General features: G+C 69.1%; 22 protein-coding genes and 1 pseudogene. 5 read left to right on the forward strand and 18 right to left on the reverse strand.

The annotated features are described in order from the left end of the window. Nucleotides 1-50: 50 nt before the first annotated feature. From ACFU53_RS32660 to ACFU53_RS32675, 4 genes are all read right to left on the reverse strand, one after another. Nucleotides 51-194, reverse strand: a complete 144-nt coding sequence (locus tag ACFU53_RS32660; protein WP_384000530.1) for a hypothetical protein — start codon at nt 192-194, stop codon at nt 51-53. A gap of 336 nt (nt 195-530) precedes the next feature. Further along, nucleotides 531-1,052, reverse strand: coding sequence for a hypothetical protein (locus ACFU53_RS32665; protein ID WP_384000533.1), 522 nt, complete (start codon nt 1,050-1,052; stop codon nt 531-533). A 197-nt stretch (nt 1,053-1,249) separates the two neighbouring features. Next, on the reverse strand, nt 1,250-3,601 hold the full coding sequence (locus tag ACFU53_RS32670; RefSeq protein ID WP_384000536.1) for a hypothetical protein: 2,352 nt from the start codon (nt 3,599-3,601) through the stop codon (nt 1,250-1,252). Nucleotides 3,602-3,621: 20 nt separating this feature from the next. Further along, entirely contained in the window at nt 3,622-4,053 is a 432-nt protein-coding gene (locus tag ACFU53_RS32675) for a hypothetical protein (RefSeq protein WP_384000539.1), read from the reverse strand. 290 nt (nt 4,054-4,343) lie between these two features. On the opposite strand from ACFU53_RS32675, the pseudogene ACFU53_RS32680 reads away from it, so the two are divergent. Beyond that, a pseudogene (locus tag ACFU53_RS32680) lies at nt 4,344-5,308 on the forward strand (transposase). A 469-nt stretch (nt 5,309-5,777) separates the two neighbouring features. Here ACFU53_RS32680 and ACFU53_RS32685 read toward each other — a convergent pair. From ACFU53_RS32685 to ACFU53_RS32695, 3 genes are all read right to left on the reverse strand, one after another. Next, complete coding sequence (locus tag ACFU53_RS32685; RefSeq protein WP_384000542.1) at nt 5,778-6,731, reverse strand: Ppx/GppA phosphatase family protein; 954 nt, start codon at nt 6,729-6,731, stop codon at nt 5,778-5,780. A gap of 493 nt (nt 6,732-7,224) precedes the next feature. Continuing rightward, the gene (locus tag ACFU53_RS32690; protein WP_384000546.1) at nt 7,225-8,553 is read right to left on the reverse strand and encodes a class I SAM-dependent RNA methyltransferase; all 1,329 of its coding nucleotides are present in this window, start codon (nt 8,551-8,553) and stop codon (nt 7,225-7,227) included. Between the two features lie 91 nt (nt 8,554-8,644). Continuing rightward, complete coding sequence (locus tag ACFU53_RS32695; protein ID WP_384000548.1) at nt 8,645-10,708, reverse strand: APC family permease; 2,064 nt, start codon at nt 10,706-10,708, stop codon at nt 8,645-8,647. Nucleotides 10,709-11,131: 423 nt separating this feature from the next. On the opposite strand from ACFU53_RS32695, the gene ACFU53_RS32700 reads away from it, so the two are divergent. Together ACFU53_RS32700 and ACFU53_RS32705 are read left to right on the forward strand one after the other, a co-directional pair. Further along, a complete protein-coding gene (locus ACFU53_RS32700) occupies nt 11,132-11,803 on the forward strand; it encodes a TrkA family potassium uptake protein (protein WP_033525197.1) in 672 nt (223 codons plus the stop codon). Next, a complete protein-coding gene (locus ACFU53_RS32705; protein ID WP_327343198.1) occupies nt 11,803-12,480 on the forward strand; it encodes a TrkA family potassium uptake protein in 678 nt (225 codons plus the stop codon). The genes ACFU53_RS32700 and ACFU53_RS32705 overlap by 1 nt, the downstream gene beginning before the upstream one ends. Nucleotides 12,481-12,549: 69 nt before the next feature. Here ACFU53_RS32705 and ACFU53_RS32710 read toward each other — a convergent pair whose 3' ends face one another. From ACFU53_RS32710 to ACFU53_RS32740, 7 genes are all read right to left on the reverse strand, one after another. Further along, on the reverse strand, nt 12,550-13,308 hold the full coding sequence (locus tag ACFU53_RS32710; RefSeq protein WP_384000553.1) for a DUF3159 domain-containing protein: 759 nt from the start codon (nt 13,306-13,308) through the stop codon (nt 12,550-12,552). 3 nt (nt 13,309-13,311) lie between these two features. Further along, nucleotides 13,312-13,710, reverse strand: coding sequence for an OB-fold nucleic acid binding domain-containing protein (locus ACFU53_RS32715; RefSeq protein WP_149827837.1), 399 nt, complete (start codon nt 13,708-13,710; stop codon nt 13,312-13,314). 73 nt (nt 13,711-13,783) lie between these two features. Further along, the gene (locus ACFU53_RS32720) at nt 13,784-14,467 is read right to left on the reverse strand and encodes a response regulator (protein WP_384000556.1); all 684 of its coding nucleotides are present in this window, start codon (nt 14,465-14,467) and stop codon (nt 13,784-13,786) included. Next, nucleotides 14,464-17,064, reverse strand: a complete 2,601-nt coding sequence (locus ACFU53_RS32725; RefSeq protein WP_384000560.1) for a DUF4118 domain-containing protein — start codon at nt 17,062-17,064, stop codon at nt 14,464-14,466. The genes ACFU53_RS32720 and ACFU53_RS32725 overlap by 4 nt, the downstream gene beginning before the upstream one ends. Before the next feature lie 287 nt (nt 17,065-17,351). Beyond that, on the reverse strand, nt 17,352-18,131 hold the full coding sequence (locus ACFU53_RS32730) for a DUF3710 domain-containing protein (protein WP_384000563.1): 780 nt from the start codon (nt 18,129-18,131) through the stop codon (nt 17,352-17,354). 1 nt (nt 18,132) lies between these two features. Continuing rightward, nucleotides 18,133-18,663, reverse strand: coding sequence for a dUTP diphosphatase (gene dut, locus ACFU53_RS32735; protein WP_384000566.1), 531 nt, complete (start codon nt 18,661-18,663; stop codon nt 18,133-18,135). Beyond that, entirely contained in the window at nt 18,660-19,244 is a 585-nt protein-coding gene (locus ACFU53_RS32740) for a PaaI family thioesterase (protein WP_384000569.1), read from the reverse strand. Before ACFU53_RS32740 ends, dut begins: the two co-directional genes overlap by 4 nt. Nucleotides 19,245-19,356: 112 nt before the next feature. On the opposite strand from ACFU53_RS32740, the gene ACFU53_RS32745 reads away from it, so the two are divergent. Further along, the gene (locus ACFU53_RS32745) at nt 19,357-19,818 is read left to right on the forward strand and encodes a DUF3093 domain-containing protein (protein ID WP_384000572.1); all 462 of its coding nucleotides are present in this window, start codon (nt 19,357-19,359) and stop codon (nt 19,816-19,818) included. Nucleotides 19,819-20,019: 201 nt separating this feature from the next. On the opposite strand, the gene ACFU53_RS32750 is transcribed toward ACFU53_RS32745, so the two are convergent. From ACFU53_RS32750 to ACFU53_RS32765, 4 genes are all read right to left on the reverse strand, one after another. Next, nucleotides 20,020-20,970: a hypothetical protein gene (locus tag ACFU53_RS32750; RefSeq protein ID WP_384000574.1), complete on the reverse strand. Its 951-nt coding sequence runs from the start codon at nt 20,968-20,970 to the stop codon at nt 20,020-20,022. Nucleotides 20,971-20,983: 13 nt separating this feature from the next. Beyond that, the gene (locus ACFU53_RS32755) at nt 20,984-21,280 is read right to left on the reverse strand and encodes a DUF4193 domain-containing protein (protein WP_005481602.1); all 297 of its coding nucleotides are present in this window, start codon (nt 21,278-21,280) and stop codon (nt 20,984-20,986) included. A 406-nt stretch (nt 21,281-21,686) separates the two neighbouring features. Further along, a complete protein-coding gene (locus tag ACFU53_RS32760) occupies nt 21,687-22,943 on the reverse strand; it encodes a sensor histidine kinase (protein ID WP_384000577.1) in 1,257 nt (418 codons plus the stop codon). A 6-nt stretch (nt 22,944-22,949) separates the two neighbouring features. After that, nucleotides 22,950-23,603, reverse strand: coding sequence for a response regulator transcription factor (locus tag ACFU53_RS32765; RefSeq protein WP_009340866.1), 654 nt, complete (start codon nt 23,601-23,603; stop codon nt 22,950-22,952). A gap of 417 nt (nt 23,604-24,020) precedes the next feature. On the opposite strand from ACFU53_RS32765, the gene ACFU53_RS32770 reads away from it, so the two are divergent. After that, complete coding sequence (locus ACFU53_RS32770; RefSeq protein WP_192829560.1) at nt 24,021-24,194, forward strand: hypothetical protein; 174 nt, start codon at nt 24,021-24,023, stop codon at nt 24,192-24,194. Nucleotides 24,195-24,240 lie beyond the last annotated feature (46 nt).

The following is a 24,240-nucleotide window of genomic DNA, read 5'->3' on the forward strand; positions in this document are numbered from 1 at the left end:
GCCCACCTCTGGGTGGGCGCCCTCCCGATCCCACTCGAGCCGGGGCTCGCTCATACCCGGCTGCTCGGGAGCCTCTGGCGGATCGTGCCGGGAAGCGTCGCAGCCGAGCCGCCGAGCTTGGTCGCCGAGCAGCACTCCACGGCCGGGAGGGGTGCGATCTGCACGCGGTTGTTGAGCTCCAGCAGGGTCCGCATAGGCAGCAGGATCCACATGTGGCACTCGTCACCGTCGACCAGGGGTGACCCCAGCGTTCACCGGTCAGGTCCTGGCGGGTCAGCACAGCCCGGCCGGCGAGGGAGTGGGCGACCGGTACGCAGATCTCGACCGGGTCTTCGCCGAGGAGGGCTTCTCCGCACCGTCCGGTACGGGGAGCCGGACCGGGTCGGAATCGTGGGCGAGCGCGAGGTCGGCGGCCCCCCTGGAGACAAGGTCCGAGCACCGCGCGCCCGTGGCGCACCGCATACAGCAGACGGCCCCTCCTCCGGGCAGGAAGGGCCCCTGAGCATGGCCGTACCCGCGTACGTCAGCGGCTACGCGGAATCCAGCACGGGCCTCGCGGGGAGCCCGCCGTTCTTCTCGCAGCGCAGTTCCTTGGCCATGGCCAGCGAGACGGAGTGGGCGACGGTCGCGTAGGCGTCTTTCAACGCCTTGATGTCACCCTCGGGTTCATGAAATGGATCCCGGTGCTCCACGCCGATCTCCATGTGGGCCGCATCCGACGAGCCACCCAAATTGTCGCTCTTGCACGCGAACTGGACGTACGCCTTGTCCGCCGCCGCCAGGGCCCGCTCCCCCATCTTCAGCACGGTGAACTCCGAGGCGGGGGTGCCCGTCGCGGCGCTGTCGACCCGCCTCCAGGTGATTCTGAGGTCGAAATCCGGCGTGTCGCGGGGCGTGTAAACACGGCAGACGTCCCCGCGATACACGTTGGGGTCCCAGAACGTCTCGACAATGGTCGTCGCGGCCTGCGCGATGGTGTACCTCTCTGCCGACGCCTCGAACCGCGACGCTCCCGTGATCACCTTCAGTGCCTTGGACGCGTCGGCGGACATGGCGTCGCCACCGCAGAGTTGTGTCCCCACAACGACCTTGTAGTCGTCCGGAACTCCGTCCTCGTCCCCGTCCCCTCCACAACCCGTGGCCCCGAGAAACAACGAGCCGGCCACGGCTGCGGAGAGAAGTCCCCCGCGTACTGACCTACGACTGATCACTTTCCGCATCCTTACGTGTCCTCGGCCGTCCACCGGCCTCAACCGGTCTCCGGGTCGTGGCCCTGCTGGTTCTCCCGGTCGTTGCCGACTGAGTAGCCGAGCAGCATCGATTCACGTAGGTCCTGTGCGAAATCGCTGTTGGGGTCCACGCCGTTGTGCCGCAGGAAATTATCCATCGGGACCTCGGCCATACTCTCACCGGCGGAGTAGATCTCGTCCTTCTCCTCGTCGGTGAGGTCCTCCATCTTCCCCTTGTGCTCATCCACCGATTTCTCGGACATGTCGCCGACCATCTGACCGATGACCTGTTCAGCAGCGCCAGCGGCGGTATCCGTCGCCAGCGGGATGAGCACCGCGGCCGTGCCCACGGCCGCGGTTGCGGGCAGGAAGGCGACGCCCGCCGCGATGCCCGCCGCGGCCCCGAACTGGACCCAGCCCGCCCGCTTGGCGACCGCCTTCTCGTAGTCCTCGTGGGTCTTGAGGTTCGTCGCCTCCACCTGGTCGGCCCGGGACTGGTCGAGCATGCCCTGCACCTCGGCGCCCACGCGCACGGTCGCCCTGGCAGCGCCCTCCTCCTTGATCTTTCCGTCCGAACCCACTGTCTCTTCCAGCACGCTGCGGGTGTAGACCTGCTCCGCGGTCGAGACCGTAGCGTACGCGTCCGGGTGCTGGCCGAGGGTGCTGAGGAAGCCCCGGACGACGCTCCGCCCGTTCCCGTCCACGGTGTCCGCGAAGTCGAGGTGCCCCTCCGGGTTCTTGCCCGGCGCGAACACGCTCTCCGGATGGTTCTTGTCCAGCGCCCAGTTGATGTCGTCGATGTAGCCGCCGCCCATGACACCCAGGCTGTCGGCCAACGCCTCGTGGTGCTCCTTCAGCAGACCCGGGTCCGCACCGTACTTCTCCATGACCTTCTGCATGACCGCGGCGTTGTCCGCGTCCCGCACCACGCCGGGGTCCGGGTGCCCGGCGGGGTAGCCGAGGGTCGCCGCCTCCAGGGCGTGGCCGAGGGCGTCGGGCATCTGGTCGAGCGACGCCTTGAGCTCCTTCTCGTCGAGCGAGTTGACGTCGGGGAAGGACTCCCACTTCTCGTTGCCGAAGAAGTCGAAGTAGTTGTCGATCGCCTCGCCGTCCTTGTCCTTCCCGAGGTCGGCCGTGGCACCGTGGTTGACCGTGCCATCCTCGTTGTACGCGGTCGGCGGGTCGGCGAAGAACTTCTTCGCCGCTTCCGGACTGTTGCCGAGCGCTTCCAGCATGGCAGTGGCCGGGTCGTAGCCGGCCCCGTTCACTCCGGAGGGATTGAACGGGTTCTTGAACGGACTGTTCACCACCTTGTTCTCGGCGAACATGTACGGATCCTTCGCGTGCAACTGCGCCACGTGTTCGGCGATCGGGTTGAGGAACTTCGCGTCGTAGTTCCCGTACCGCATGATCCCGCCGAGCAGCTGGTATCCGAACGGCCCGCCGTAGTCGTGCTTGGCCAGCGGAATGCGCTCCGTACCCAACTTGCGGAGCTCCGGGCCCCACTTGTCGGAGAATTCCTTGTCGTGGGAGGCGGTGGCCAGGTTGAGGCCGAGGTTCTCCTGGAGCTGTTGGACGTCCTTGAGGCGCTGCGAGTCGACCTTGCCGTACTCGTACGTGTCCGTGGAGAGCTGGCCGAAGAACGCGAGCGACTTCTCGGGGCCGAGCTTCTCGTAGAAGTTCTTGGAGAACTCCACCGACTTGCTGTTGTCCTTCAGCAGTTCGTTGAGCTGCTGCAGTTCGGAGTGTGTGAGGTCCCGGCCCTTGCCCGCCAGAGCGGCGGCGCGGGCGGCTTCCTCCTGGTCCAGCTTCGTGTACGTCGGAGCGTTGAAGTCCTTGCGGTCGGTGACGTTGGCCTCAAGGGTGTTCTTGAGGGCGACGTCGGTGTCGTTGCAGTTGTCGACGATGAGGTCGATCCTCTTCTGCCACGACTCGATGTTCCGCTGCTCCTCCCGTAGAAGGTCGCCGTAGTCGGGGTCGTGCCGCGCCGCGGGGATCTGGGACAACGGGTTTTTCGCCGTGACCTTGCCGTTGCCGTCCACCCGGATGTGGGCCGCGGGCCCCTCGTGGTCCCGGATGTTCTCCAGGTCCTCCTTGGCCTTCTTGATGGCCAAGTACCCCTCTTCCAGGATCAGCTTCACACCCTTGGCCTCGGCCGCGGCATCCGCGAACTCCTTGGCCGTCTTGCCGATGAACGCCCTGGTGACCCCTGCGTTGACGCCCTCCCAGGAAGCTTTGTCCGCCTTTGCCTTCATCCCGTCGGTGGCGTCCGTGGCGAGAGTGTCCAGCTTCTTCGCCATCTCCGACCAGTCGTCGACAGCGGTCTTCAGCTTCGCCACCGGGGCGCCGATGATGTCCTCGTACTTCAGCATGGTGCGCGCTCCCCCGAGCCCTATTTCATGTATTCCGTGAGCACGGATATCCGCGTCAACTCGCCCTCGATCTTCACCTCGTCCTTGGCGTGCTGCGCCTTGCTGTAATCGAGGTGATTCGAAATCTGCGCGCAGGCGTCCAGCAGCGTCCTCAGGTGGGTCTGCCAGAAGTCATGCACCTTCAGCACGGCCGAACCGCTCACGAAGTTCCCGTTGATCAGCGCCGTCGCCGCGTCGAACGTGGAGGGACGGGCGATGTCGCCCTCCGCCGCCAGCCTACCCAGCAGGTCATACGCGTCATTGCCGATAGCGCCGAGGTCGTCCCGATTGACCACCAGGCCCTTCGCGCCACCACCACCTCCGCCACCGGTGGCCGGAGCGCTGTTGATCTGCATGGCAGTCCGCTCGGCCGCCGCCGCGCGCAGTTCGGCCCATTCTTGCTCGAACGTCACGAATTCCCCCAAGTCCATCCGGGCAGGCCACTCCACCGTACTCGCGCGGCCACCGACCTGATCGCCTGTCTCTAGTACCACCCGCCCACAAGGCGGCGGCCGGTAGTTGATTCCCCAAAGCCCGGACGACAACGATCGAATCCCAGCAGGGTCATGCCCCGTGGAACCGGACTCCCCGCCTGCCCGAAGCCGGCAGATGCGCCCCTCGTAGGACTCCGTCAGGTCTTCGGGTTCGGCCTCTTCCTGGGCATGGCGGATGGACGGACGCACATGAAGCGAACCGTTTCCGGGTGAAGTTGGCGTTGTACGTGGCTGATGTGTCCGCCTCGGTGCCACGCAAGGACCAGCGGGCCAAGGACGACTGCTACCTGCGGGGACTGATGCCGGACGGCCGCCGCAAGTCGATCCAGGCCATGGCCGTTAGTCTGCCGGACGGCAACGAACAGAACCTGCAGCACAGTTCGTGAACCAGTCCACCTGGGACCCGATGCCGGTGCAGCGGCGGATCCGTGAGCGCATGCTGCCGCTGGTCTAAGCGGCGGCCTGGGTCATCGACGACGTGTCAGTACCCAAGGACGGCCGGATGTCGGCCGGGGTGGCTCCGAAGCACTGCGGAGCCCTGGGCGAACGTGCCAACTGCCAGGTCGTGGTCAGCGTCCACGCCGCCAGTGACACCGCCTCCTGCCCGCTGCAGTGGCGGCTGGCTCTGGACATGCTCGACACGCTGGCCGGCTGGGACATAAGCCCGCCCGTGGTCGTGGCTGATGCCGCCTACGGCACCAACGCCCACCTGCGGGCCGGCCTGGCCCAGCGGGGAATCGACTACATGTCGGCCGTCCGCGCGGACGTGAGTGCCCACCCGTTCGACGTCCAGCGCGTGGCTCCGGACCGCAAGGGCCCCGTCGACTGCCGCACCACGACGGATGCGGCTGATTTCCGCAGCGATCGTCCGTGCCTCGTCCAGGCTGGTAACCGCGCCGCACGGGCCTCCAGGTCACGGAGCCGGGCGACCGTCTCCGGCCTGCGGGCTATGGCCACCTCCACGGCCCAGCCCTGCACGAAGTTCCGCAACGGCGTCGCGGAGACACTGAGCCGGACGGCCAGAGCCGGCGACTCGTCGATGACCCTCTGCCATCAGATGCATTCGCCGGGAGCAGGGCTTCACAGCACCCCGCAGGAGCACCGTTCCTGGTGGGCAACAGCTCCGCGCAGAGCCGCCAGCCCTCTGCCCACCGGCGGTCCGAGCGTCATATGAGCGTCAAGATCTTCCACAAGTCGACTCTCCTTCATCCCCACGCGGGTCTCGGCAGTGGAAAACCGCAGGTGAGGGACTGAGCTGCCGTCCGACCTGTTGGACACGGCAAAACAGGTCGAGAGCCGACCCGGAATAGAGAACCTGCAGGTCAGGCACCCTTGCCGACAGGCTCCAGAATCGCAACGCACTCCACATGATGCGTCATCGAAAACATGTGGAACAAAAACATGTGGAGGGAAATGGCAGGTCAGAGCTCTGTGCTCCACATCGGACACGGTGTCGATGTGCATTACGTGCAGAGTGGGCGGTACATGCAAAATGTTGACGCTCAATTTGCTGCCCAAACGTCACTGCGCACGCTCGCGGGCCCGGCGGGCGTGGCGGACGCCAGCCCCTTCGGCGTCAGTGTGATCACCCGTGCCTGCGACGACCAGACGGGAAAGCCTTGGGGAGACCAGGTCCGCTGGGCTCAGCCGACGAGGCGGAGGCGGCCGACTGGGGTGGGAGCCACGCCGAGGTGTTCGAGCAGTAGCCCTTCCCGGGTGGACCAGGGGCAGATCTCGACGCTCTTGGCCCCGCAGGCTTCCATGAGGGACTGGGCGATCAAGGCTCCGGCCAGGGACTGCTCGGCGCGGTGCCGGGAGATGCCCGGCAGCTTGGCACGGTGGGACGGTGCCGCGTCGGCCAGCAAGCAGACCGACTTGCGCAGTTGGGGCAGCGTCAACCGCCGTCTTGTGCGCGGTGTCCTGCCCTGGGCGGCGGCGAGCCGGGCGAGCTGTTCGAAGGTCTTGGAGCTGGCCAACACCCGCCCTCCTGGCTCGGCCTGCGGCAGGCCGGGGACGGCTTCCAGGGACCGGCGGAGGTGCTGCCGGACCTCCTCCAGGCAACGTCGGGACGGTACTGTGCCGCCGGGAAGCCAGTCCCGGGTGATCCGGCGGGCACCCAGCGGCAGCGAGTGGACGACGCGGGGTTGGTCTCCGGTGCCGGAGGCGATCTCCAGGGTGCCGCCGCCGATGTCCAGGACCAGCAACTGCCCAGCCGTCGGGCCGGCCCACTGGCGGGCTGCCACGTAGGCCAACCGCGCCTCCTCCTCGCCGGTCAGCACGCGCAGGCGGGTGCCGGTGGTGCGGGCCACTCGCGCGATGATCTCGTCACGGTTGGGCGCGTCCCGGATGACGGAGGTCGCGAACGCGAACACTTCCGGTCCACGCGGACGCGGATCGGCGGCGACGGCCTCGGCCACAGCCCGCTCGACACTCTTCATGCCGACGTTGTCCAGACGCCCCTTGCGGTCGAGGGTCTCGTGCAGTCTCAGCCGAACCTTGCGGGAGAACACCGGCTCCAGCACCGTATCCGGACGCCGCCGCACCACCGTCAGCAGAGCACTGTGACACCCGACATCGAGCACACCTGCCTGCCGCATCCCATCGCCTCCCCCTGGCCCCCGCGCTCGACCCAACCGGCTCTTTCTCCCATCCCCCGACACCAGACACTCATCGACGACAGCACGACGGGGACTCCGAGCCAGCATGTAAGCATACCGTCACCGCCCGCGCACCCTCCGCCCAGGCCCACAGTGATGGAGCGGAGATACGTGAGCTCCGAAATGAAGACCAGGGGCACACCGCCGCCATCGGGGCATCAGGCGCCACGCGAACGCCTCATGGGGGAGGCGCTGTCCCGCGGCTGCGGTGACAACGGTCGGCCGCTCAACACGACCACTACCGGGTCCCGTCAAACGCGCCGGTCCCGTCCTCACGGCCTCTCTGGGCGACAGAGTCGCATCGCTACCAACCTGGGCACCGATACCGCGCAAAACCGCAGATCAGAACGCCCAAGACGAGCAGCCGACCTACTCGACCTGAAGGGCTGACCAGAAACAGATCGAATCACCCAGCCATCGACGAAACCACAGGTCAGGAGCCCTTAGCGGCCGGCTCCAGAATTGCCACGCACTCCACATGATGCGTCATCGGAAACAGATCGAACGCCCGCAGCATCCGCACCCGATACCCGCCCTCCTTGAAATACCCGAGGTCCCGCGCCAACGCCGCCGGGTCACAGGCCACATACGCGATCCGACGCGCTCCCAGCGACGCCATGTGCTGGACGGTCTTCTTGCCCGCCCCGGCGCGCGGCGGGTCCAGGACGATCAGGTCGGCCTCGGTGATGCCCGTGCGCGGGAGCACGGCGTCGACCTTGCCCTGTTCGATCCGCACCCGGTCGAAGCCGGCGAGGTTGTGCCGGGCGTCCTCGACGGCGCGTTTGCCGGACTCGATGCCGAGGACGGCCCCCTTCTCGCCGACGCGGTCGGCGAGCGCTCCCGCGAACAGCCCCACCCCGCAGTAGAGGTCGAGCGCCGTGTCGCCCTTGCGGGGCAGCAGGCCCTGCATGACGGCCTTGACGAGGGTGTCGGCGGCCTTGGGGTGGACCTGCCAGAAGCCGCCGCTGCCGACGCGGTACGTGCGGTCGTCCGCGCGCTCGCGGACGAAGGGGCGCCCGTGGACGCGGTGGACGCCGCCGTCCTTCTCCTCGACCCGCATCACCGACACCGGCTTGTCCAGTTCCACCAAGGGCAGCCGCGCACCCGGCCGCGGCTCGAGGATGACCTGACGGTCCTGCGACCCCGTCGCCGCGATCGCGTCGATGGACGCCATACCCGTCCAGTCGCGCTTCTCGATGCCCAGCTCGCTCACCCCGGGCGCCGCGATCATGCAGTGGTCGATCGGCTCGACCTCGTGCGACCGGTGCCTGCGCAGACCCGCGCGGCCCGAGTCGTCCACCGCGTACTGCACCCGCGTACGCCAGGCCGGAACCTCGCCCGCCGGAACCTTGTCGCCCTCGGCCGGCATGACCGTGCCGTCCCAGCCCGCCTCCTCGGGCGTGAGGCCCGCGAGCCGCTGCAGCTGCTCGGCGATGACCTCGCCCTTGAAGCGGCGCTGGGCGCCCGGCTTGGCGTGCTGCCAGTCGCAGCCGCCGCAGCGGCCGGGGCCGGCGTAGGGGCAGGGGGCCTCGACGCGGTCCTTTGAGGCCGACAGGATCGAGACCGCGTCCGCCCGCAGGAAGCGCGCCCCCTCCTCGCCGTCGGTCACCCGCGCCACGACCCGCTCGCCGGGCAGCGTGTGCCGTACGAAGAGGACCTGGCCCTCGGACGTACGGGCGATGCAGTGGCCGCCGTGGGCGACGGGGCCGACCTCGACCTCGTACTCCTCCCCCACCAGCGATTTCTTGGGTTCTGCCTGCATGGTGGGGTGACTCCAGAAGAGAGAAAAGCGGAACGGCCGGACAACAGCCCACCAGTCTACGTGGGCGCTGTCCGGCCGTTGACCACGAGCGTCAGCCCTTGCTGGCCGAGGACTCCTTCGACGAGTCCTTCGGCCGCTCGTTCGCCGGACCACGCCGTACCGACCCCGGCGCGCTCCACTCCTGCCGCTTGCGCGCCCTCCGCTTCGCGACCTCGGAGGACTCCAGCTGGTAGGGCACGGAGGTCACCATGACGCCCGGCGTGAAGAGCAGCCGGCCCTTGAGCCGGAGCGCGCTCTGGTTGTGCAGCAGGTGCTCGTACCAGTGGCCGACCACGTACTCGGGGATGATCACCGACACCGCGTCGCGCGGGGACTCCTTGCGCAGACCCTTGACGTACTCGATGACCGGCCGGGTGACCTCGCGGTACGGCGAGTCGAGGACCTTCAGCGGTACGTCGATGCCGCGTCGGGTCCACTCCTCCTGGAGCGCCTTGGTCTCGGCCGCGTCGACGTTGACGCTGAGCGCCTCCAGGGTATGGGAGCGCATCAGCTTGGCGTAGGCGAGGGCGCGCAGGGTGGGGCGGTGGATCCTGGAGATCAGCACCACGGAGTGGACCCTGGACGGCCGTACGACGTCGTCGCTCGGGCCGTCGGGCGCTGCGATCTCCGCGGCGACCCGGTCGTAGTGCTTACGGATGGCCGTCATCGTCGCGTAGAAGATCACCATGCCCAGCAGGGCGACCCAGGCGCCGTGCGTGAATTTGGTGACGAGGACGACGATCAGGACCAGGCCGGTGAAGAAGGCGCCGAAGGTGTTGATCGCGCGGGAGCGGATCATGTGGCGGCGCTTGGCCGGGTCCTTCTCGGTGCGCAGATGGCGGTTCCAGTGCCGGACCATGCCCGTCTGGCTGAGGGTGAAGGAGACGAACACCCCGACGATGTACAGCTGGATCAGGCGCGTGGAGTCGGCGCCGTAGATCCACACGAGGAGCACGGCGGCGCCCGCGAGGAGCACGATGCCGTTGGAGAAGGCGAGGCGGTCGCCACGGGTGTGCAGCTGGCGCGGGAGGTAGCGGTCCTGGGCGAGGATCGAGCCGAGCAGCGGGAAGCCGTTGTAGGCGGTGTTGGCGGCCAGGAACAGCACGAGGGCGGTGGCGGCGGCCAGCAGGATGAAGAGGAAGGTGCCGTCACCGAAGACGGCTGCTGCGACCTGGGAGATCACCGGGTTCTGGACGTAGGAGTCACCGACCGGGGTGCCGTCGCGCAGCAGGTCGACCGCCGGGTTCTCGGCCATCCGTACATTGGTGACCATCGCCAGGCCGATGATGCCGCAGAACATGGTGACGGCGAAGAAGCCCATCAGGGCCAGCGTCGTGGCCGCGTTCTTCGACTTGGGCTTGCGAAAGGCGGGGACGCCGTTGGAGATCGCCTCGACGCCGGTGAGGGCGGCGCAGCCGGAGGAGAAGGCGCGCAGCATCAGGAAGACCAGCGCGAAGCCGGCGAGGCCCTGGTGCTCGGCCTTGATCTCCAGGCCCGCGGTGGGTGCCTTCATGGTCTCGTCGAGGACCAGTCCGCGGAAGGCGCCCCAGGCGATCATCACGAAGACGCCGACGACGAAGACGTACGTCGGGATCGCGAAGAGGTTCCCGGACTCCTTCACCCCGCGCAGGTTCATCAACGTCAGCAGCACGATGATGCCGATCGCGCACAGCACCTTGTGCTCGACGAAGAAGGGGATGGCCGAGCCGAGGTTCTCCACACCGGAGGAGATCGACACGGCGACGGTGAGGACGTAGTCGACGAGGAGCGCGCTGGCGACGGTGAGGCCGGCCTTGGGGCCGAGGTTGGTGTTCGCCACCTCGTAGTCGCCGCCGCCGCTCGGATACGCGTGCACGTTCTGCCGGTACGACGCCACCACGGTGAACATCAGCACGACGACCGCGACGGCGATCCAGGGGCTGAAGTGGTAGGCCGACACGCCCGCGATGGAGAGGACCAGCAGCACCTCTCCGGGTGCGTACGCCACGGACGAGAGCGGGTCGGAGGCGAAGACGGGGAGTGCGATGCGCTTCGGCAGGAGCGTTTCGCCCAGCCGGTCGCTGCGCAGAGCGCGCCCGATCAGAATCCGTTTGGGCACGTCGGTCAGTTTGGACACGCAGAGGATCGTAAGCGCCCCGACTGGTTCTGGGCACATCCGGGTGAAATCCCGGCGGGCCCTGGGGTGAAATCCCTCCGGCGGCGACTGCGAAGTGCGTCACGTCACGCATCCTCCGGTCTGATGGGCGGCGTCCTCACGTCTATATGACGAATCCCGTGACGTTCTCGTCCACCTCACTCTCTGGAGGCCCCATGCAGGCCGCGACCGCAGAGCTGATCGGCGCTCTCGCCTCCCTCGTCGGACTCGGCGTCCTGACGATGATCAGCGTCCGCCGTATCAGCCGACGTCGTCCCACGATGTGACCCGGGCCTGCACGGGGGTGCCCCCGGTGGACCGCACGTGTGTAGCTTGGGCGACGGTCTGAGACCCTGTTTTCGACGTTTCGGCTGAACAGTAGCTATTGACACCGGAAGGACGGTCGTGCACATCGTCATCATGGGCTGCGGGCGAGTGGGTTCCACCCTCGCCCAGACCCTGGAGCAACAGGGGCACACGGTCGCCGTGATCGACCAGGACCCCACGGCCTTCCGTCGTCTGGGCTCGGGTTTCGGCGGCCGCCGCGTCACCGGGGTCGGCTTCGACCGCGACACCCTGCGCGAGGCGGGCATCGAGGAAGCGGGCGCGTTCGCCGCCGTCTCCAGCGGTGACAACTCGAACATCATCGCCGCCCGCGTGGCCCGCGAGATGTTCGGCATCGAGAACGTGGCGGCTCGGATCTACGACCCCCGCCGCGCCGAGGTCTACCAGCGCCTGGGCATCCCCACGGTCGCCACGGTCCGCTGGACCGCCGACCAGATGCTCCGCCGGCTGCTGCCCTCCGGGGCGGAGCCACTGTGGCGCGACCCCACCGGCGGCGTCCAGCTCGCGGAGGTGCACGCCTCGTCGGCCTGGGTGGGCCACAAGATCAGCAAGATGCAGGAGGAGACCGGCGTCCGCGTCGCCTTCCTCACCCGCCTGGGCGAGGCGATCCTGCCGTCCTCGCAGACGGTGCTGCAGGAGGGCGACCTCGTGCACGTGATGATGCGGACGGACGACGTGGAGAAGGTCGAGGCGTCCTTCGCCGAGGGCCCCGACGAAGAGGGCGGTCACTGATGAGGGTCGCCATTGCCGGAGCCGGAGCGGTCGGCCGCTCGATCGCGGGCGAACTGCTGGAGAACGGCCACGAGATCCTTCTCATCGACAAGGCGCCGACCGCGATCTCGGTCGAGCGCGTCCCCCAGGCGGAGTGGCTGCTGGCCGACGCCTGCGAGATCACGTCCCTGGACGAGGCGGCGCTCCAGCGCTGCAACGTCGTCATCGCCGCGACCGGCGACGACAAGGTCAACCTGGTCGTCTCGCTGCTGGCGAAGACGGAGTACGGCGTCCCGCGCGTCGTCGCCCGCGTCAACAACCCCAAGAACGAGTGGCTGTTCAACGAGTCCTGGGGCGTGGACGTGGCCGTGTCGACCCCGCGTCTGATGTCGGCCCTGGTCGAGGAGGCCGTCAGCGTCGGCGACCTGGTCCGGCTCCTCCGCTTCAGCCACGGCGACGCGAACCTGGTCGAGCTGACCCTGCCGCCCGAGTCGGCCCTGGCCGGCACACAGGTGGGCGAGGTCGAGTGGCCGGAGGACACCTCCCTGGTCACCATCATCCGCGGTACCCGGGTCCTCACCCCCACCCCGGACGACTCCCTGGAGGCGGGCGACGAACTGCTCTTCGTGGCCGCCCAGGCCCGCGAGGAACAGTTGGAGGACCTGCTGTCGGTCCGCCGCGAGGACGCGACGAGCTGACGCGAGGGTCTACGACGTGAAGGGGCGCCCCGAAACTCGGGGCGCCCCTTCACACGTCCTGGCCGGTGTCTAGTCGGCCGACTGCGCGGCAGTCTTCCGCTCCTTCTCCGCGCGCTCCTCCGCCTCCATCTCCGCGAACACGTCGATCGGAGCCGGCGCCTTCGCGAGGAAGATCCAGGTCAGCCACACGGCGAGCAGGAACGGCGGGATCTTCAGGGCGATGAGCACCCAGCCCAGCTGTGTGGTGTCGGCCCACCAGTAGAGCGGGAAGAGGATCGCGCACTTGGCGAGCAGGATCGCGCCCCAGGCGTAACTCGCCTTCGCGTACGCCTTCTTGCGGCCGGGGTTCCGCTTCCGCCAGGACAGGTTCTCCTTGAAGACCGGGCCGAGCATCAGGCCGATCAGCGGCACGCCGGCCAGTGTCGTGATGATGTACGCGAGCCCGAGGCCCAGCGTGTACAGCATGCCCGGCAGATAGAAGTCCTTGGCGTTGCCGGTCATCATCGCGAAGACCACGCCGAAGGCGACTCCGAAGACACCGCTGAAGGCGTGCTTGACGGTGTCCTTCATGACGAGCCGCACCACGACCAGCAGGACGGAGACGCCGAGAGCCGCGAGAGCCGCCGCGTGCAGGTCCTTGTTGATCGTGAAGATGGAGACGAAGAGAAGGCCCGGGAGCACGGTCTCGACCATGCCGCGCACGCCGCCGAACGCCTCGAACAACGCGGCCTCGGTCACCGCCCTGGAGTCGTGCGAGCCGTCCTGTCCGCCCTCGGCGTCCTGGACGCCTCGCTGGGCGTCTTCCGTCGGCTTGTCGAGCGACGTCACCGGCTACTCCCGTCCGAGCGGTCTGAGTTCGTACTTCGGATTGAACAGCACCCTACGGCCCCGGCTCATCGAGATCCGGCCGGATGCGATCAGCTTGCGCCCCGGCTCTATCCCGACGATGGAGCGCCTGCCCAGCCAGACCACGTCCAAGGCGGCCGAACCGTCGAACAGCTCGGCCTCCAGGGCCGGGACACCGGCCCGGGGGCGCAGCGTGACCGTGCGCAAGGTACCAGTAACCGTCACTATCTGTCGGTCGTGGCAGTCACATATGCGCGTGCAGCCCGCGGTGTCCGCGTCCTCGCGCAGCTCCTCCGACTCCAGGTCCGTCTGGGACGAGGAGAGCCGGTCGAGCATGCGCCGGAACCGGCCCGCCGGCTTCTCGGAACGAGGAACAGCACTCATGACAAAAAGCGTACCGGGGCCCGCCGACAGTTCTGCACCCCCGTACGTCGGCCTCCGCCCACTTCTCGACGTCTCACTTCTCGAACCGGTACCCCATCCCCGCCTCGGTGATGAAGTGCCGGGGCCGCGAGGGGTCGCCCTCCAGCTTGCGCCGCAGCTGGGCCATGTAGACCCGGAGGTAGTTGGTCTCCGTCCCGTACGACGGCCCCCAGACCTCCTGGAGCAACTGCTTCTGGCTGACCAGGCGCCCGGTGCTGCGGACGAGCACCTCCAGGAGGTGCCACTCGGTGGGGGTCAGCCGGACGTCCCTGCCGTCCCGGTTCACCTTCTTCGCGGCCAGGTCCACGGTGAAGTCGTCGGTCTCCACGATCACGTCGCCCTCCTCGCCCCCGACGGGCTCGGCGCGGCGGACGGCGGCGCGCAGCCGGGCGAGCAGCTCGTCCATGCCGAAGGGCTTGGTGACGTAGTCGTCGGCGCCCGCGTCGAGGGCCTCGACCTTCTCGTCGGAGGAGTGCCGGGCCGACAGGACGAGGATCGGTACCCGGGTCCAGCCGCGCAGTCCCTTGATCACCTCGACGCCGTCCATGTCGGGCAGCCCGAGATCGAGGACGACGACGTCGGGGTGGCGGGCGGCTGCGAGTTCGAGGGCGGTCGCACCGTCGTGGGCCGCGTCGACCTCGTACTTGCGGGCCTTCAGGTTGATCACGAGCGCGCGGACGATCTGCGGCTCGTCGTCGACCACGAGCACCCGGGTCATGTGGTTCGCCTCTCTGCCGATGTGGCCGTGCCGACCGGTGCGACCGTGTCCGCCGACGGGGCCGTCTCCGCGGACGGGGCTGTGTCGGCCCCGGAGCCGCTCTCCGCGGTCCGCACCGTGAGCACCATGGTGAGTCCTCCGCCGGGTGTGTCCTCGGCGTCGAGCGTGCCGCCCATGGCCTCGGCGAAGCCGCGGGCGACCGCGAGCCCCAGCCCCACGCCGGTCCCGCGCGGGGCGTCGCCGTAGCGCTGGAAGGGGGCGAAGATGCGGTCCTTGGCCTCGTCGGGGACGCCGGGGCCAAGATCGGTGACCCGGACCTCGACGCGGCCGCCGAGGGCGCTGGCGGAGATCTGGACGGGTGTGCCGGGCGGGCTGTACTTGACGGCGTTCTCGACGATGTTGGCGACCGAGCGCTCCAGCAGCCCGGGGTCGACGGCGACCATGGGCAGGCTCTCGGGGATCTCCAGCCCGACGCTGCCCTCGGGGACGCCGCCTAGGGCCATCGGCACCACCTCGTCGAGGTCGATCTCGCGGATCAGCGTGGTGACCGTGCCGGTCTGCAGGCGGGACATGTCGAGGAGGTTGCCCACGAGGTGGTCGAGCCGGTCGGCGCCGTCCTCGATCCCTTCGAGGAGTTCGGCCTGGTCCTCCTCCGACCAGGCCACGTCGTCGGAGCGCAGGGACGAGACGGCGGCCTTGATACCGGCCAGCGGGGTGCGCAGATCGTGGCTGACTGCGGCGAGCAGCGCGGTGCGGATGCTGTTGCCCTCGGCCAGTTCCTTGGCCTGGTCGGCTTCCTGCTGGAGGCGTCGGCGGTCCAGTACGACGGCGGCCTGGGCGGCGAACGCGGCCAGCACCCGGCGGTCCTCGGCGGGCAGGACGCGCCCGGAGAGGGCGAGCGCCATGTGGTCACCGACCGGAATGTCCACGTCCGCGCCCTCCGGACGGTCCACCTGCCGGGGGCCCACGCTGCCCGCGCAGGTCCACGGGTCCACGTCGCTCTCGCGCTCCAGGAGGGCCACCGACTCCATCCCGAAGGTCTCGCGGACCCGTTCGAGCAGCGCCTCCAGGCTGGTCTCCCCGCGCAGCACGCTGCCCGCGAGGAAGGACAGGATCTCCGACTCGGCGCGCAGCCGGGCCGCCTGATGGGTGCGCCGGGCCGCGAGGTCCACCACGGACGCCACCGACACCGCGACTCCTATGAAGACCGCTATGGCGACGACGTTCGTCGGGTCGTCGACCGTCAGGGTGTGCACCGGCGGGGTGAAGAACCAGTTGAGCAGCAGCGAGCCCAGCACGGCGGCGGCCAGGGCGGGCAGCAGACCCCCCAGCAGGGCCGCGGCCACCGTCACCGACAGGAACAGCAGCATGTCGTTGGCGAGACCCAGGTCGGTCTCGAAGTTGGCCAGCAGCAGCGCCAGCAGGACCGGGCCGGCCGTCCCGACCAGCCAGCCCCAGATCATCCGGGCCCGGCCGAGCCGGGCGCCCCGGGCGACAGGCAGCCCGCGTCCCTTGCCCGCCTCGTCATGGGTGATCAGGTGGACGTCCAGGTCGGGTCCGGAGTCCCGGGCGACGGTCGCGCCGACGCCCGGCCCGAACACGTACTGCCAGCTCTTGCGCCGCGAGACCCCGAGCACGATCTGGGTGGCGTTGACCCCGCGCGCGAAGGCCAGCAGCGCGGCCGGGATGTCGTCGCCGACGACGTGGTGGAAGGTGCCGCCGAGGTCCTCGACGAGGGTGCGCTGAACGGCGAGTTCCTTGGGCGAGGCGGAGGTCAGCCCGTCGCTGCGGGCGATGTACACGGCCATGACCTCGCCGCCCGCGCCCTTCTCGGCGAGCCGGGCGGCCCGCCGGATCAGGGTCCGCCCCTCCGGGCCGCCGGTCAGCCCGACCACGATCCGCTCGCGCGAGCCCCAGATTTTCGACACCTGGTGCTCGCTGCGGTACGCATTGAGGTACTCGTCGACCCGGTCGGCCACCCACAGCAGCGCCAGCTCCCGCAGCGCGGTCAGGTTCCCGGGCCGGAAGTAGTTCGACAGGGCCGCGTCGACCTTGTCCGGCTGGTAGATGTTGCCGTGCGCCATCCGCCGCCGCAGCGCCTGCGGCGACATGTCGACCAGCTCTATCTGGTCGGCCCGCCGCACCACCTCGTCGGGGACGGTCTCGCGCTGCCGTACGCCCGTTATCGACTCGACGACATCTCCGAGCGACTCCAGGTGCTGGATGTTGACGGTCGATACCACGTCGATGCCGGCCGCGAGCAGTTCCTGGACGTCCTGCCAGCGCTTGTCGTTGCGGGAGCCGGGCACATTGGTGTGGGCCAGTTCGTCCACGAGGGCCACCCGGGGCCGCCGGGCCAGGACGGCATCCACGTCCATCTCGGTGAAGACCGCGTCCCGGTACTCCAGCTCCCGGCGCGGGATCTGGTCCAGCCCGTGCAGCATCACCTCGGTGCGCGGCCGGCCGTGGTGCTCCACGAAGGCCACCACGCAGTCGGTACCGCGTTCGATCCGGCGGTGCGCTTCGGACAGCATCGCGTACGTCTTGCCGACGCCCGGTGCCGCACCGAGGTAGATCCGAAGCTTCCCGCGTCCCATGGCCCCATTGTCTTCCCGTGACCGCCGCCTACGCAGCGTCGACCTTACGGCCAATAATCACGGCAAAGGGGACATGAGACGGACCTGAGCCGCTCTTTGACACAACCCTGACGCACCCCCTGACGCACGCCACCCCTGAATGGACGGCGCACATGACAAAGGGCCGCACCCCACCAAGGAGTACGGCCCATACACGGCTCGGTACAGCGCCCCGCAAGGGGCAAGGGGGACTGGCGACCAGCCCTCACGCACCCGCAGGTGCCGTACGGCCTTGCCAAGCCGAGTGCTCAGCGGACCTCGGTGATCTCCGGCCCGCGCTGCAGCTGCCCCATGCCGCCGGAGAAGCGGGAACCGGCCTGCTCCTCCTGCTGGACAGCCTCGGGGACCATCTGCGCGTCGTTCGGCAGCTTCAGGACGATCGGGTCGCGCGGAGCCATGGGGCCCTCGCCGCGGACGACGACCGTGTCCCGGAAGATCTGCTCCAGCAGTCCGGCGGTCTGCGGCTCCACCGCGCCCCGGCCGGAGATCACCCCGCGCAGGAACCAGCGGGGCCCGTCCACACCGACGAACCGGACGACCTGGAAGCCGCCCGTGCCGTCCGGCAGCTGCACCGGCACCTGCGCACGGAGCTCCCAGCCGAGCGGACCCTCGACCTCGTCGATGACACCGCCCTGCTGGGTGATGCCGGAGGCGATCTCCTCGCGGACCTCGCCCCAGATGCCCTCGCGCTTGGGCGCGGCAAAGGCCTGCAGCTGGACCGCGCTGTCGCGGAGCACGACGGTCGCCGCGACGATCGCGTCGCCCGCGACCTCGACGCGCAGTTCCATGCCGTCGACTCCGGGCACGAAGATGCCGCCGAGGTCCACCCGGCCCTCGCCGGGCTCGCGCACCTCGGTGCTGTCCCACGGCCCGTCCGGCCGCGGCTCGGGCTCGAGCCGTACACGCTCGCGCTCGCCCTCGTCCGCCTCAGTGTCGACGTCCCCAGCGACGCCGTCGACCTGCTCGGCCTCGCTCGCCGCGTCCGCCGCGTCCTCAGCGGAACCCTTCTTCTTGCGACGTCCGAACACGTCACTGTCCTTCCCGGTCGGATACGACCGAAGCGTATCGATTCCCACCCGTTGCCACCCATGGTCCGCCCACGGCGGCATGACCGCCGGTGGACCCGAAGCCCCCCTCGGCCCGCGCCGAGTCGGGAAGCTCCGCCACCTCCTGGAAGCGCACCTTCTCGACCTGCTGGACGACCAGTTGGGCAATCCGGTCGAAGCGCTCGAACCGCACGGCTTCATGCGGGTCGAGATTCACCACGATCACCTTGATCTCCCCACGGTACCCGGCATCAACCGTCCCCGGGGCATTCACCAGAGCGACGCCGCAGCGGGCGGCGAGACCGGACCGTGGGTGCACGAAGGCCGCGTACCCCTCCGGGAGCGCGATGGACACTCCCGTGGGAAGTACGGCCCGTTCGCCCGGCTTCAACTCCCGGCTCTCCGTGGTGCGCAGATCGGCGCCGGCGTCACCGGGCTGCGCGTAGTCCGGCAGCGGCACGTCGGGGTCGACGCGCCAGATCAGGACGTCGAGAGGGGTACGGCCGCCGCTCACGGGTTCACCTCGAAGGCACGGGCCCGCCGGACCTGGTCCGGGTCGTTCATGGCCGCCTGGATCTCCTCGTCGCGGCCGTGGTCGATGAAGTGGTCGACCTTGACCTCGACGAAGAGCGCGTCGGCGCGGACGGCCAGCGGGCCCTCGGGGCCTCCGATGCGTCCCTCGGCGGTCGCGAAGATCTTCCGCCCTGCCACCGCCGTCACCTCGGCCCTCAGGTGCAGCACGGTGTCGACGGGGACGGGCCGCAGGAAGTCGGTCTCCAGCCGCCCGGTCACCGCGATGGTGCGCAGCAGCCAGGTGAGGGAGCCAAGGGTCTCGTCGAGGGCGCTGGCCAGGACTCCGCCGTGCGCGAGGCCCGGAGCCCCCTGATGCGCGGGCCGTACGGTGAACTCGGCGGTGAGAGTGACGCCCTCACCGGCCGTCGCCTCCAGATGCAGCCCGTGGGGCTGCTCGCCACCACAGCCGAAACACTGCCCGTAGTGCGCGCCGAGCGACTCACCGGGGGCGGGTGCCTCGGGATGCCGTACGGGCGCCGTGGCGTCCGCCGGGGGTCGCAGGGCCGCGGAAGTACCTCTCACAGGCGCAGACCTTACCCGTCCGTCAGCGTCCGGCCATCGCCCCTACGGGCAGGGTTTCCCCTCGGACGCCCCTATTCCGGGGCCGGAGGGCCCACGTGCCAAGCTTGACGCCATGCAGCTCTCCGCCTCGCCGTACGAAGAACGCCTCACCGCTCCCCGCACCTGGTGGCTCGTCTGCTTCCTGGTCGGCGTCTCGATGGCCCTCATCCTGCTGCCCTTCGGCACGCTCCCCCTGCTGGGCGGGCTCGCCGGCGGCACCGCGGTCGCGGCGGTCGTCACCAGTTCCTACGGCTCGGTCCGCATCCGCGTCGTCGGTGACTCGCTGATCGCGGGCGAGGCGAAGATCCCGGTGAGCGCCCTGGGCGAGCCGGAGATCCTCGACCGCGAGGAAGCCCAGGCCTGGCGCACACACAAGGCCAACCCCCACGCCTTCATGCTCCTGCGTGCCTACATCCCCACCGCCCTGCGCATCCCGATCACCGACCCGGCCGACCCGACCCCGTACGTGTACCTGTCGACGAGGGAGCCGGAGCGTTTGGTGGCGGCCCTGGCGGCGGCGAAGACGGCCGCGTAACGCGGCTCGTCACTCGGCGGCGGAACAGCCCGGCGGGCGGCGGTGTAACGCCCGGCGGGCGACGCGGTTTTCTCGCCGAACTCTTACCGCCGAGAAATTTCGTTTTTGCCGCAGCGGTGATCAGCCACGACGGCCCAATTCCGGCGGTGCCGAACTCGGGCGCGCCTGCTCGACGGACCAGGGGCGCCCGACAACTCCCGGTCAGCCCCCGCCGAGTTCCTTCGGCAGCTCCCCCACCCGCAGTGGATCGACCGGCTTCTCCAGCGGCGGAAGTTCGGGCAACGCCTCCCACGGCACCTGCGTTTGCCGCAGATCCTTACGGATCCGTTCCGCGAGGTGTTTGGTGTCCCGACGGTTCATGACCGCCCCGACCGCGGCCCCGACCAGGAACGGCATCAGGTTCGGCAGATTCCGCACCATCCGTTTCATGATCTGCTGCCGCAGCTGCCGCTTCAGCTGCCCGCCGAGCGCCGAGTTGATCGTCGAGGGCCTGGTCACGTCGATGCCGCGCTCACCCGACCAGGAGTCCAGGTAGGCAGTGCTGCGCTGCCGCAGATTCCCGGGCGGCCGCGACCCGTACACCTCGTGCAGCTCGGCGATGAGCTTCAGCTCGACAGCGGCGACCCCGGTGATCTCGGCGGCCAGCTCCGCGGGCATGGCGGGCGGCGCCGGCAGCATCGCGGCGGCCCCGACCCCCGCGCCCACCGTGGAGGACGCGTTGGCGGCCCCCGCGACGAGCTTGTCGGCGATCTGCTCGGGCCCCAGCCCCGGGAACTGGGCGCGCAGGGCCGCGAGGTCGCGTACGGGGATCCGCGGGGCGATCTCGATGACACGGTCGGTGATGTACGCGAGGCCCGCTCTGGCCCCGTCACCGCTCTTGCGGGCCCCGACCATGAGGCCCTGTTTCAGTCCGTCCCGGACGACGGCCGCGCGCCGTCCGGCGACCGGCGCCGGAGTGTCCACCGGTACGGGCAGGCGTCCCTGCTCATCCGTGGCGCCCCCCGAGGCCATGTCGGACGCACGTTCGAGCGAGGCCGCTCCCTGGTCGGAGGAGCCCCGCTCGTCGTCACGCACGCCGTCGGAGCCGTCGTACGGCCCCGGGTCCGCCCCCTTGCGGGAGCGGCGCTTCCAAGGAGGGGTCGAGCCAGTCACGGCCGACCCTGCCTCAGTCGCAGTCGCGGCAGATCGGCTGACCGTTCTTCTCGCGGGCCAGCTGGCTGCGGTGGTGCACCAGGAAGCAGCTCATGCAGGTGAACTCGTCCTGCTGCTTGGGCAACACCCGGACGGCCAGCTCCTCGTTCGAGAGGTCGGCCCCGGGCAGTTCCAGGCCTTCGGCGGCCTCGAACTCATCTACATCCACGGCGGAAGTCGACTTGTCATTCCTGCGAGCCTTGAGCTCTTCCAGGCTGTCCGAGTCGACGTCGTCGTCGGTCTTGCGTGGGGTGTCGTAATCCGTTGCCATGTCGCGCTCTCCCCCTCTGGGTGTCTGCGGTGTCTCCAGCGCACGTAACGCGTGAGAGGCCGGACTTGTGCCCGACCTGAGGCGGAGATTTTGCCTCACATCAAGGTCTGTTACTCAATCGACACCCAACCGGACTCCTCAAGAGTGATCGGCTTGGATGGCGAACGGGACCGTACACGGTCCTGAGGCTGTATTCAAAGGCGCTTCAGCATGTACTTCCCGTGATCTCAACTCCTGAAAACCCGGATTTTCCCGGCTTTCCGACAGCCACATGATCACGCTCGGTAGATGGCCGGAAATTCGCCCATGTGATCGATCACACATTGATCGCGCGCGACCGTTTCGATCAGGTGCCCGGGAAATTCCGCGCAAAGCGAACACGTCCCAGGAACCGGGGGTCATTTTCTCAGACGGGAAGGGTCACCCGCATCACGAGCCCGCCTCCCTCACGTGGCCGGGCGGCGATGTGGCCGCCGTGCGCGCGGGCCACCGACCGGACGATCGACAGGCCGAGGCCCACACCCTTGTCGCTTCCCGTGCGCTCCGTACGCAGCCGCCGGAACGGCTCGAAAAGGTTGTCGATCTCGTACGCCGGGACCACGGGACCGGTGTTCGTGACCACGAGAACCGCCTGTCCGTGCTGGAGCTCCGTCGTGACTTCTACCCAGCCGCCCGCGCCCTGCACGTTGTGCCGGACAGCGTTCTGGACGAGGTTCAGGGCGATCCGCTCCAGCAGCACGCCGTTGCCCTGGACGACCGCGGGGGCCCGCTCGCCGCGGATTTCCACCTTCCTGGTGTCCGCCTCGGAGCGCACCTGGTCGATGGCCTGGGAGGCGACCTCGGCGAGGTCCACGGGCTTGCGCTCGACGATCTGGTTGTCGCTGCGGGCGAGCAGCAGCAGACCCTCGACGAGCTGCTCACTGCGCTCGTTGGTGGCCAGCAGCGTCTTGCCCAGCTGTTGCAGCTCGGCCGGGGCGTTGGGATCGGAAAGGTGAACTTCGAGGAGTGTGCGGTTGATCGCGAGTGGTGTTCTCAGCTCGTGCGAGGCGTTCCCGACGAACCGTTGCTGGGCCGTGAAGGCCCGTTGGAGCCGCTCCAGCATGTCGTCGAAGGTGTCCGCCAGCTCCTTCAGCTCGTCGTCCGGACCGTCCAGCTCGATACGGCGGGAAAGGTCGGAGCCGGCCACCGCACGCGCGGTCCGGGTGATCCGGCCGAGCGGCGCGAGCACGCGGCCCGCCATCGCGTACCCGAAGGCGAACGCGATCACGGCGAGCCCGAGCAGTGCCAGCAGGGAGCGGCTGAGCAGGGTGTCCAGGGCGACCTGGCGCTGGTGGTCGATGCAGGCCGCGATCGCCGCGTTGAAGTCGGTGAGCGGCACGTTGGTGGAATCGGCGTCGACGGCGGGGCACTGCTCGCTGGAGACACTGATCTTGTCGCCGCCCACGATCTTGAACAGCGGCTGGTTGCCCGTGGTGATCGCCTGGGCGGCCAGCAGGTAGATGATCGACAGCAGCAGGATCCCGGCGATCAGGAACATGCCGCCGTACAGCAGCGTGAGCCGTATCCGGATGGTCGGGCGCAGCCACGGGAGTGGGTTCTGCGGTCTCCTGGGGTCCCAGGTGGGCTTCGGGGGCGCCAGCGGGGGCGCGGGGGTCGTGGCCACGGCGGATCAGATCCGGTAGCCGGAGCCGGGCACGGTGACGATGACCGGTGGTTCGCCGAGCTTGCGGCGCAGCGTCATGACCGTCACGCGCACGACGTTGGTGAACGGGTCGGTGTTCTCGTCCCATGCCTTCTCCAGGAGCTGCTCCGCCGAGACGACGGCGCCCTCGCTGCGCATCAGCACCTCCAGGACCGCGAACTCCTTGGGCGCGAGCTGGACCTCCTTGCCGTCGCGGAAGACCTCGCGGCGGTTGGGGTCGAGCTTGATGCCGGCGCGCTCCAGGACGGGCGGCAGCGGCACGCTCGTGCGCCGGCCGAGGGCCCGTACGCGTGCGATGAGCTCGCTGAACGCGAACGGCTTGGGCAGATAGTCGTCGGCGCCGATCTCCAGGCCCTCGACGCGGTCGCTGACGTCGCCGGACGCGGTGAGCATCAGCACGCGCGTGGGCAGGCCGAGCTCGACGAGCTTGCGGCAGACGTCGTCGCCGTGGACGAGGGGAAGGTCCCGGTCGAGGACGACCACGTCGTAGTCGTTGACGCCGATGCGTTCCAGGGCGGCCGCACCGTCGTACACGACGTCGACGGCCATGGCCTCCCGGCGCAGTCCGGTGGCCACCGCATCGGCGAGCAGTTGCTCGTCCTCGACGACGAGTACGCGCACGTCGCTTGTCCTTCCTGTGTCCACCCGCGTAGCGCGCTACAGGCGCACACGGGCAGTGGTGTTCGTGGGTGTGTGACCTCCATCCTGCCTTTTTCGGCCGTAAGTCGGCTGTAAGGCGACCCATGGACAGGAAGGGCGAGGGCGCGCGGCCGGGAATGCGGGATTTTTTCGTCCGGTTGAGGTTTCCGTCCGAGAGACCGGGGGGAGGACGGCTTTACACCCCGCGATCACGCTCTGCTTGTGCCGCACCACCATGCGGTACGCAGCGATCCGCTTTTCCGCAGAGCGGGCGTGGGTGTCCGGCACCGTCGCCGCCCGGCCAGGGCAGCGCTGGGCATCCACAGGAGACGTGATCGCCCCTTCCGAACGGCACACCCCCGTGCCATCGACCCACGACCCAGGACGAGGGGGCGCAGCATGGACGCATTCACCGCAGGACTTCTGCAGCGCATAAGGGCGACCGAGTCCGACCTGACCAGGGCTCGCGACGAGGGCGACGACTTCCTCGTCGAGGTGGAGCAGGGCGAACTCGACGACCTGCGCCGCCTCGCCGCCGATCACGGTGTGGAGGTCGGCGCGTACAGCGTCTGATCGACAGCCCATACGCACGACAGCGGGACCCCGGCAGATCCAGGCC

It is taken from the genome of Streptomyces sp. NPDC057474 (genome assembly GCF_042802555.1).
Taxonomy (GTDB): domain Bacteria; phylum Actinomycetota; class Actinomycetes; order Streptomycetales; family Streptomycetaceae; genus Streptomyces.

Coding starts and splice junctions, on each gene's coding strand:
- ACFU53_RS32720 (WP_384000556.1), bottom strand. CDS start 14,467: ATGACCCGGGTGCTCGTGGTCGACGACGAGCCGCAGATCGTCCGCGCG.
- ACFU53_RS32725 (WP_384000560.1), bottom strand. CDS start 17,064: ATGGGACGCGGGAAGCTTCGGATCTACCTCGGTGCGGCACCGGGCGTC.
- ACFU53_RS32770 (WP_192829560.1), top strand. CDS start 24,021: ATGGACGCATTCACCGCAGGACTTCTGCAGCGCATAAGGGCGACCGAG.
- ACFU53_RS32715 (WP_149827837.1), bottom strand. CDS start 13,710: ATGAGTGCTGTTCCTCGTTCCGAGAAGCCGGCGGGCCGGTTCCGGCGC.
- ACFU53_RS32670 (WP_384000536.1), bottom strand. CDS start 3,601: ATGCTGAAGTACGAGGACATCATCGGCGCCCCGGTGGCGAAGCTGAAG.
- ACFU53_RS32660 (WP_384000530.1), bottom strand. CDS start 194: ATGCGGACCCTGCTGGAGCTCAACAACCGCGTGCAGATCGCACCCCTC.
- ACFU53_RS32705 (WP_327343198.1), top strand. CDS start 11,803: ATGAGGGTCGCCATTGCCGGAGCCGGAGCGGTCGGCCGCTCGATCGCG.
- ACFU53_RS32665 (WP_384000533.1), bottom strand. CDS start 1,052: ATGTCCGCCGACGCGTCCAAGGCACTGAAGGTGATCACGGGAGCGTCG.
- ACFU53_RS32745 (WP_384000572.1), top strand. CDS start 19,357: ATGCAGCTCTCCGCCTCGCCGTACGAAGAACGCCTCACCGCTCCCCGC.
- ACFU53_RS32755 (WP_005481602.1), bottom strand. CDS start 21,280: ATGGCAACGGATTACGACACCCCACGCAAGACCGACGACGACGTCGAC.
- ACFU53_RS32690 (WP_384000546.1), bottom strand. CDS start 8,553: ATGCAGGCAGAACCCAAGAAATCGCTGGTGGGGGAGGAGTACGAGGTC.
- ACFU53_RS32685 (WP_384000542.1), bottom strand. CDS start 6,731: ATGCGGCAGGCAGGTGTGCTCGATGTCGGGTGTCACAGTGCTCTGCTG.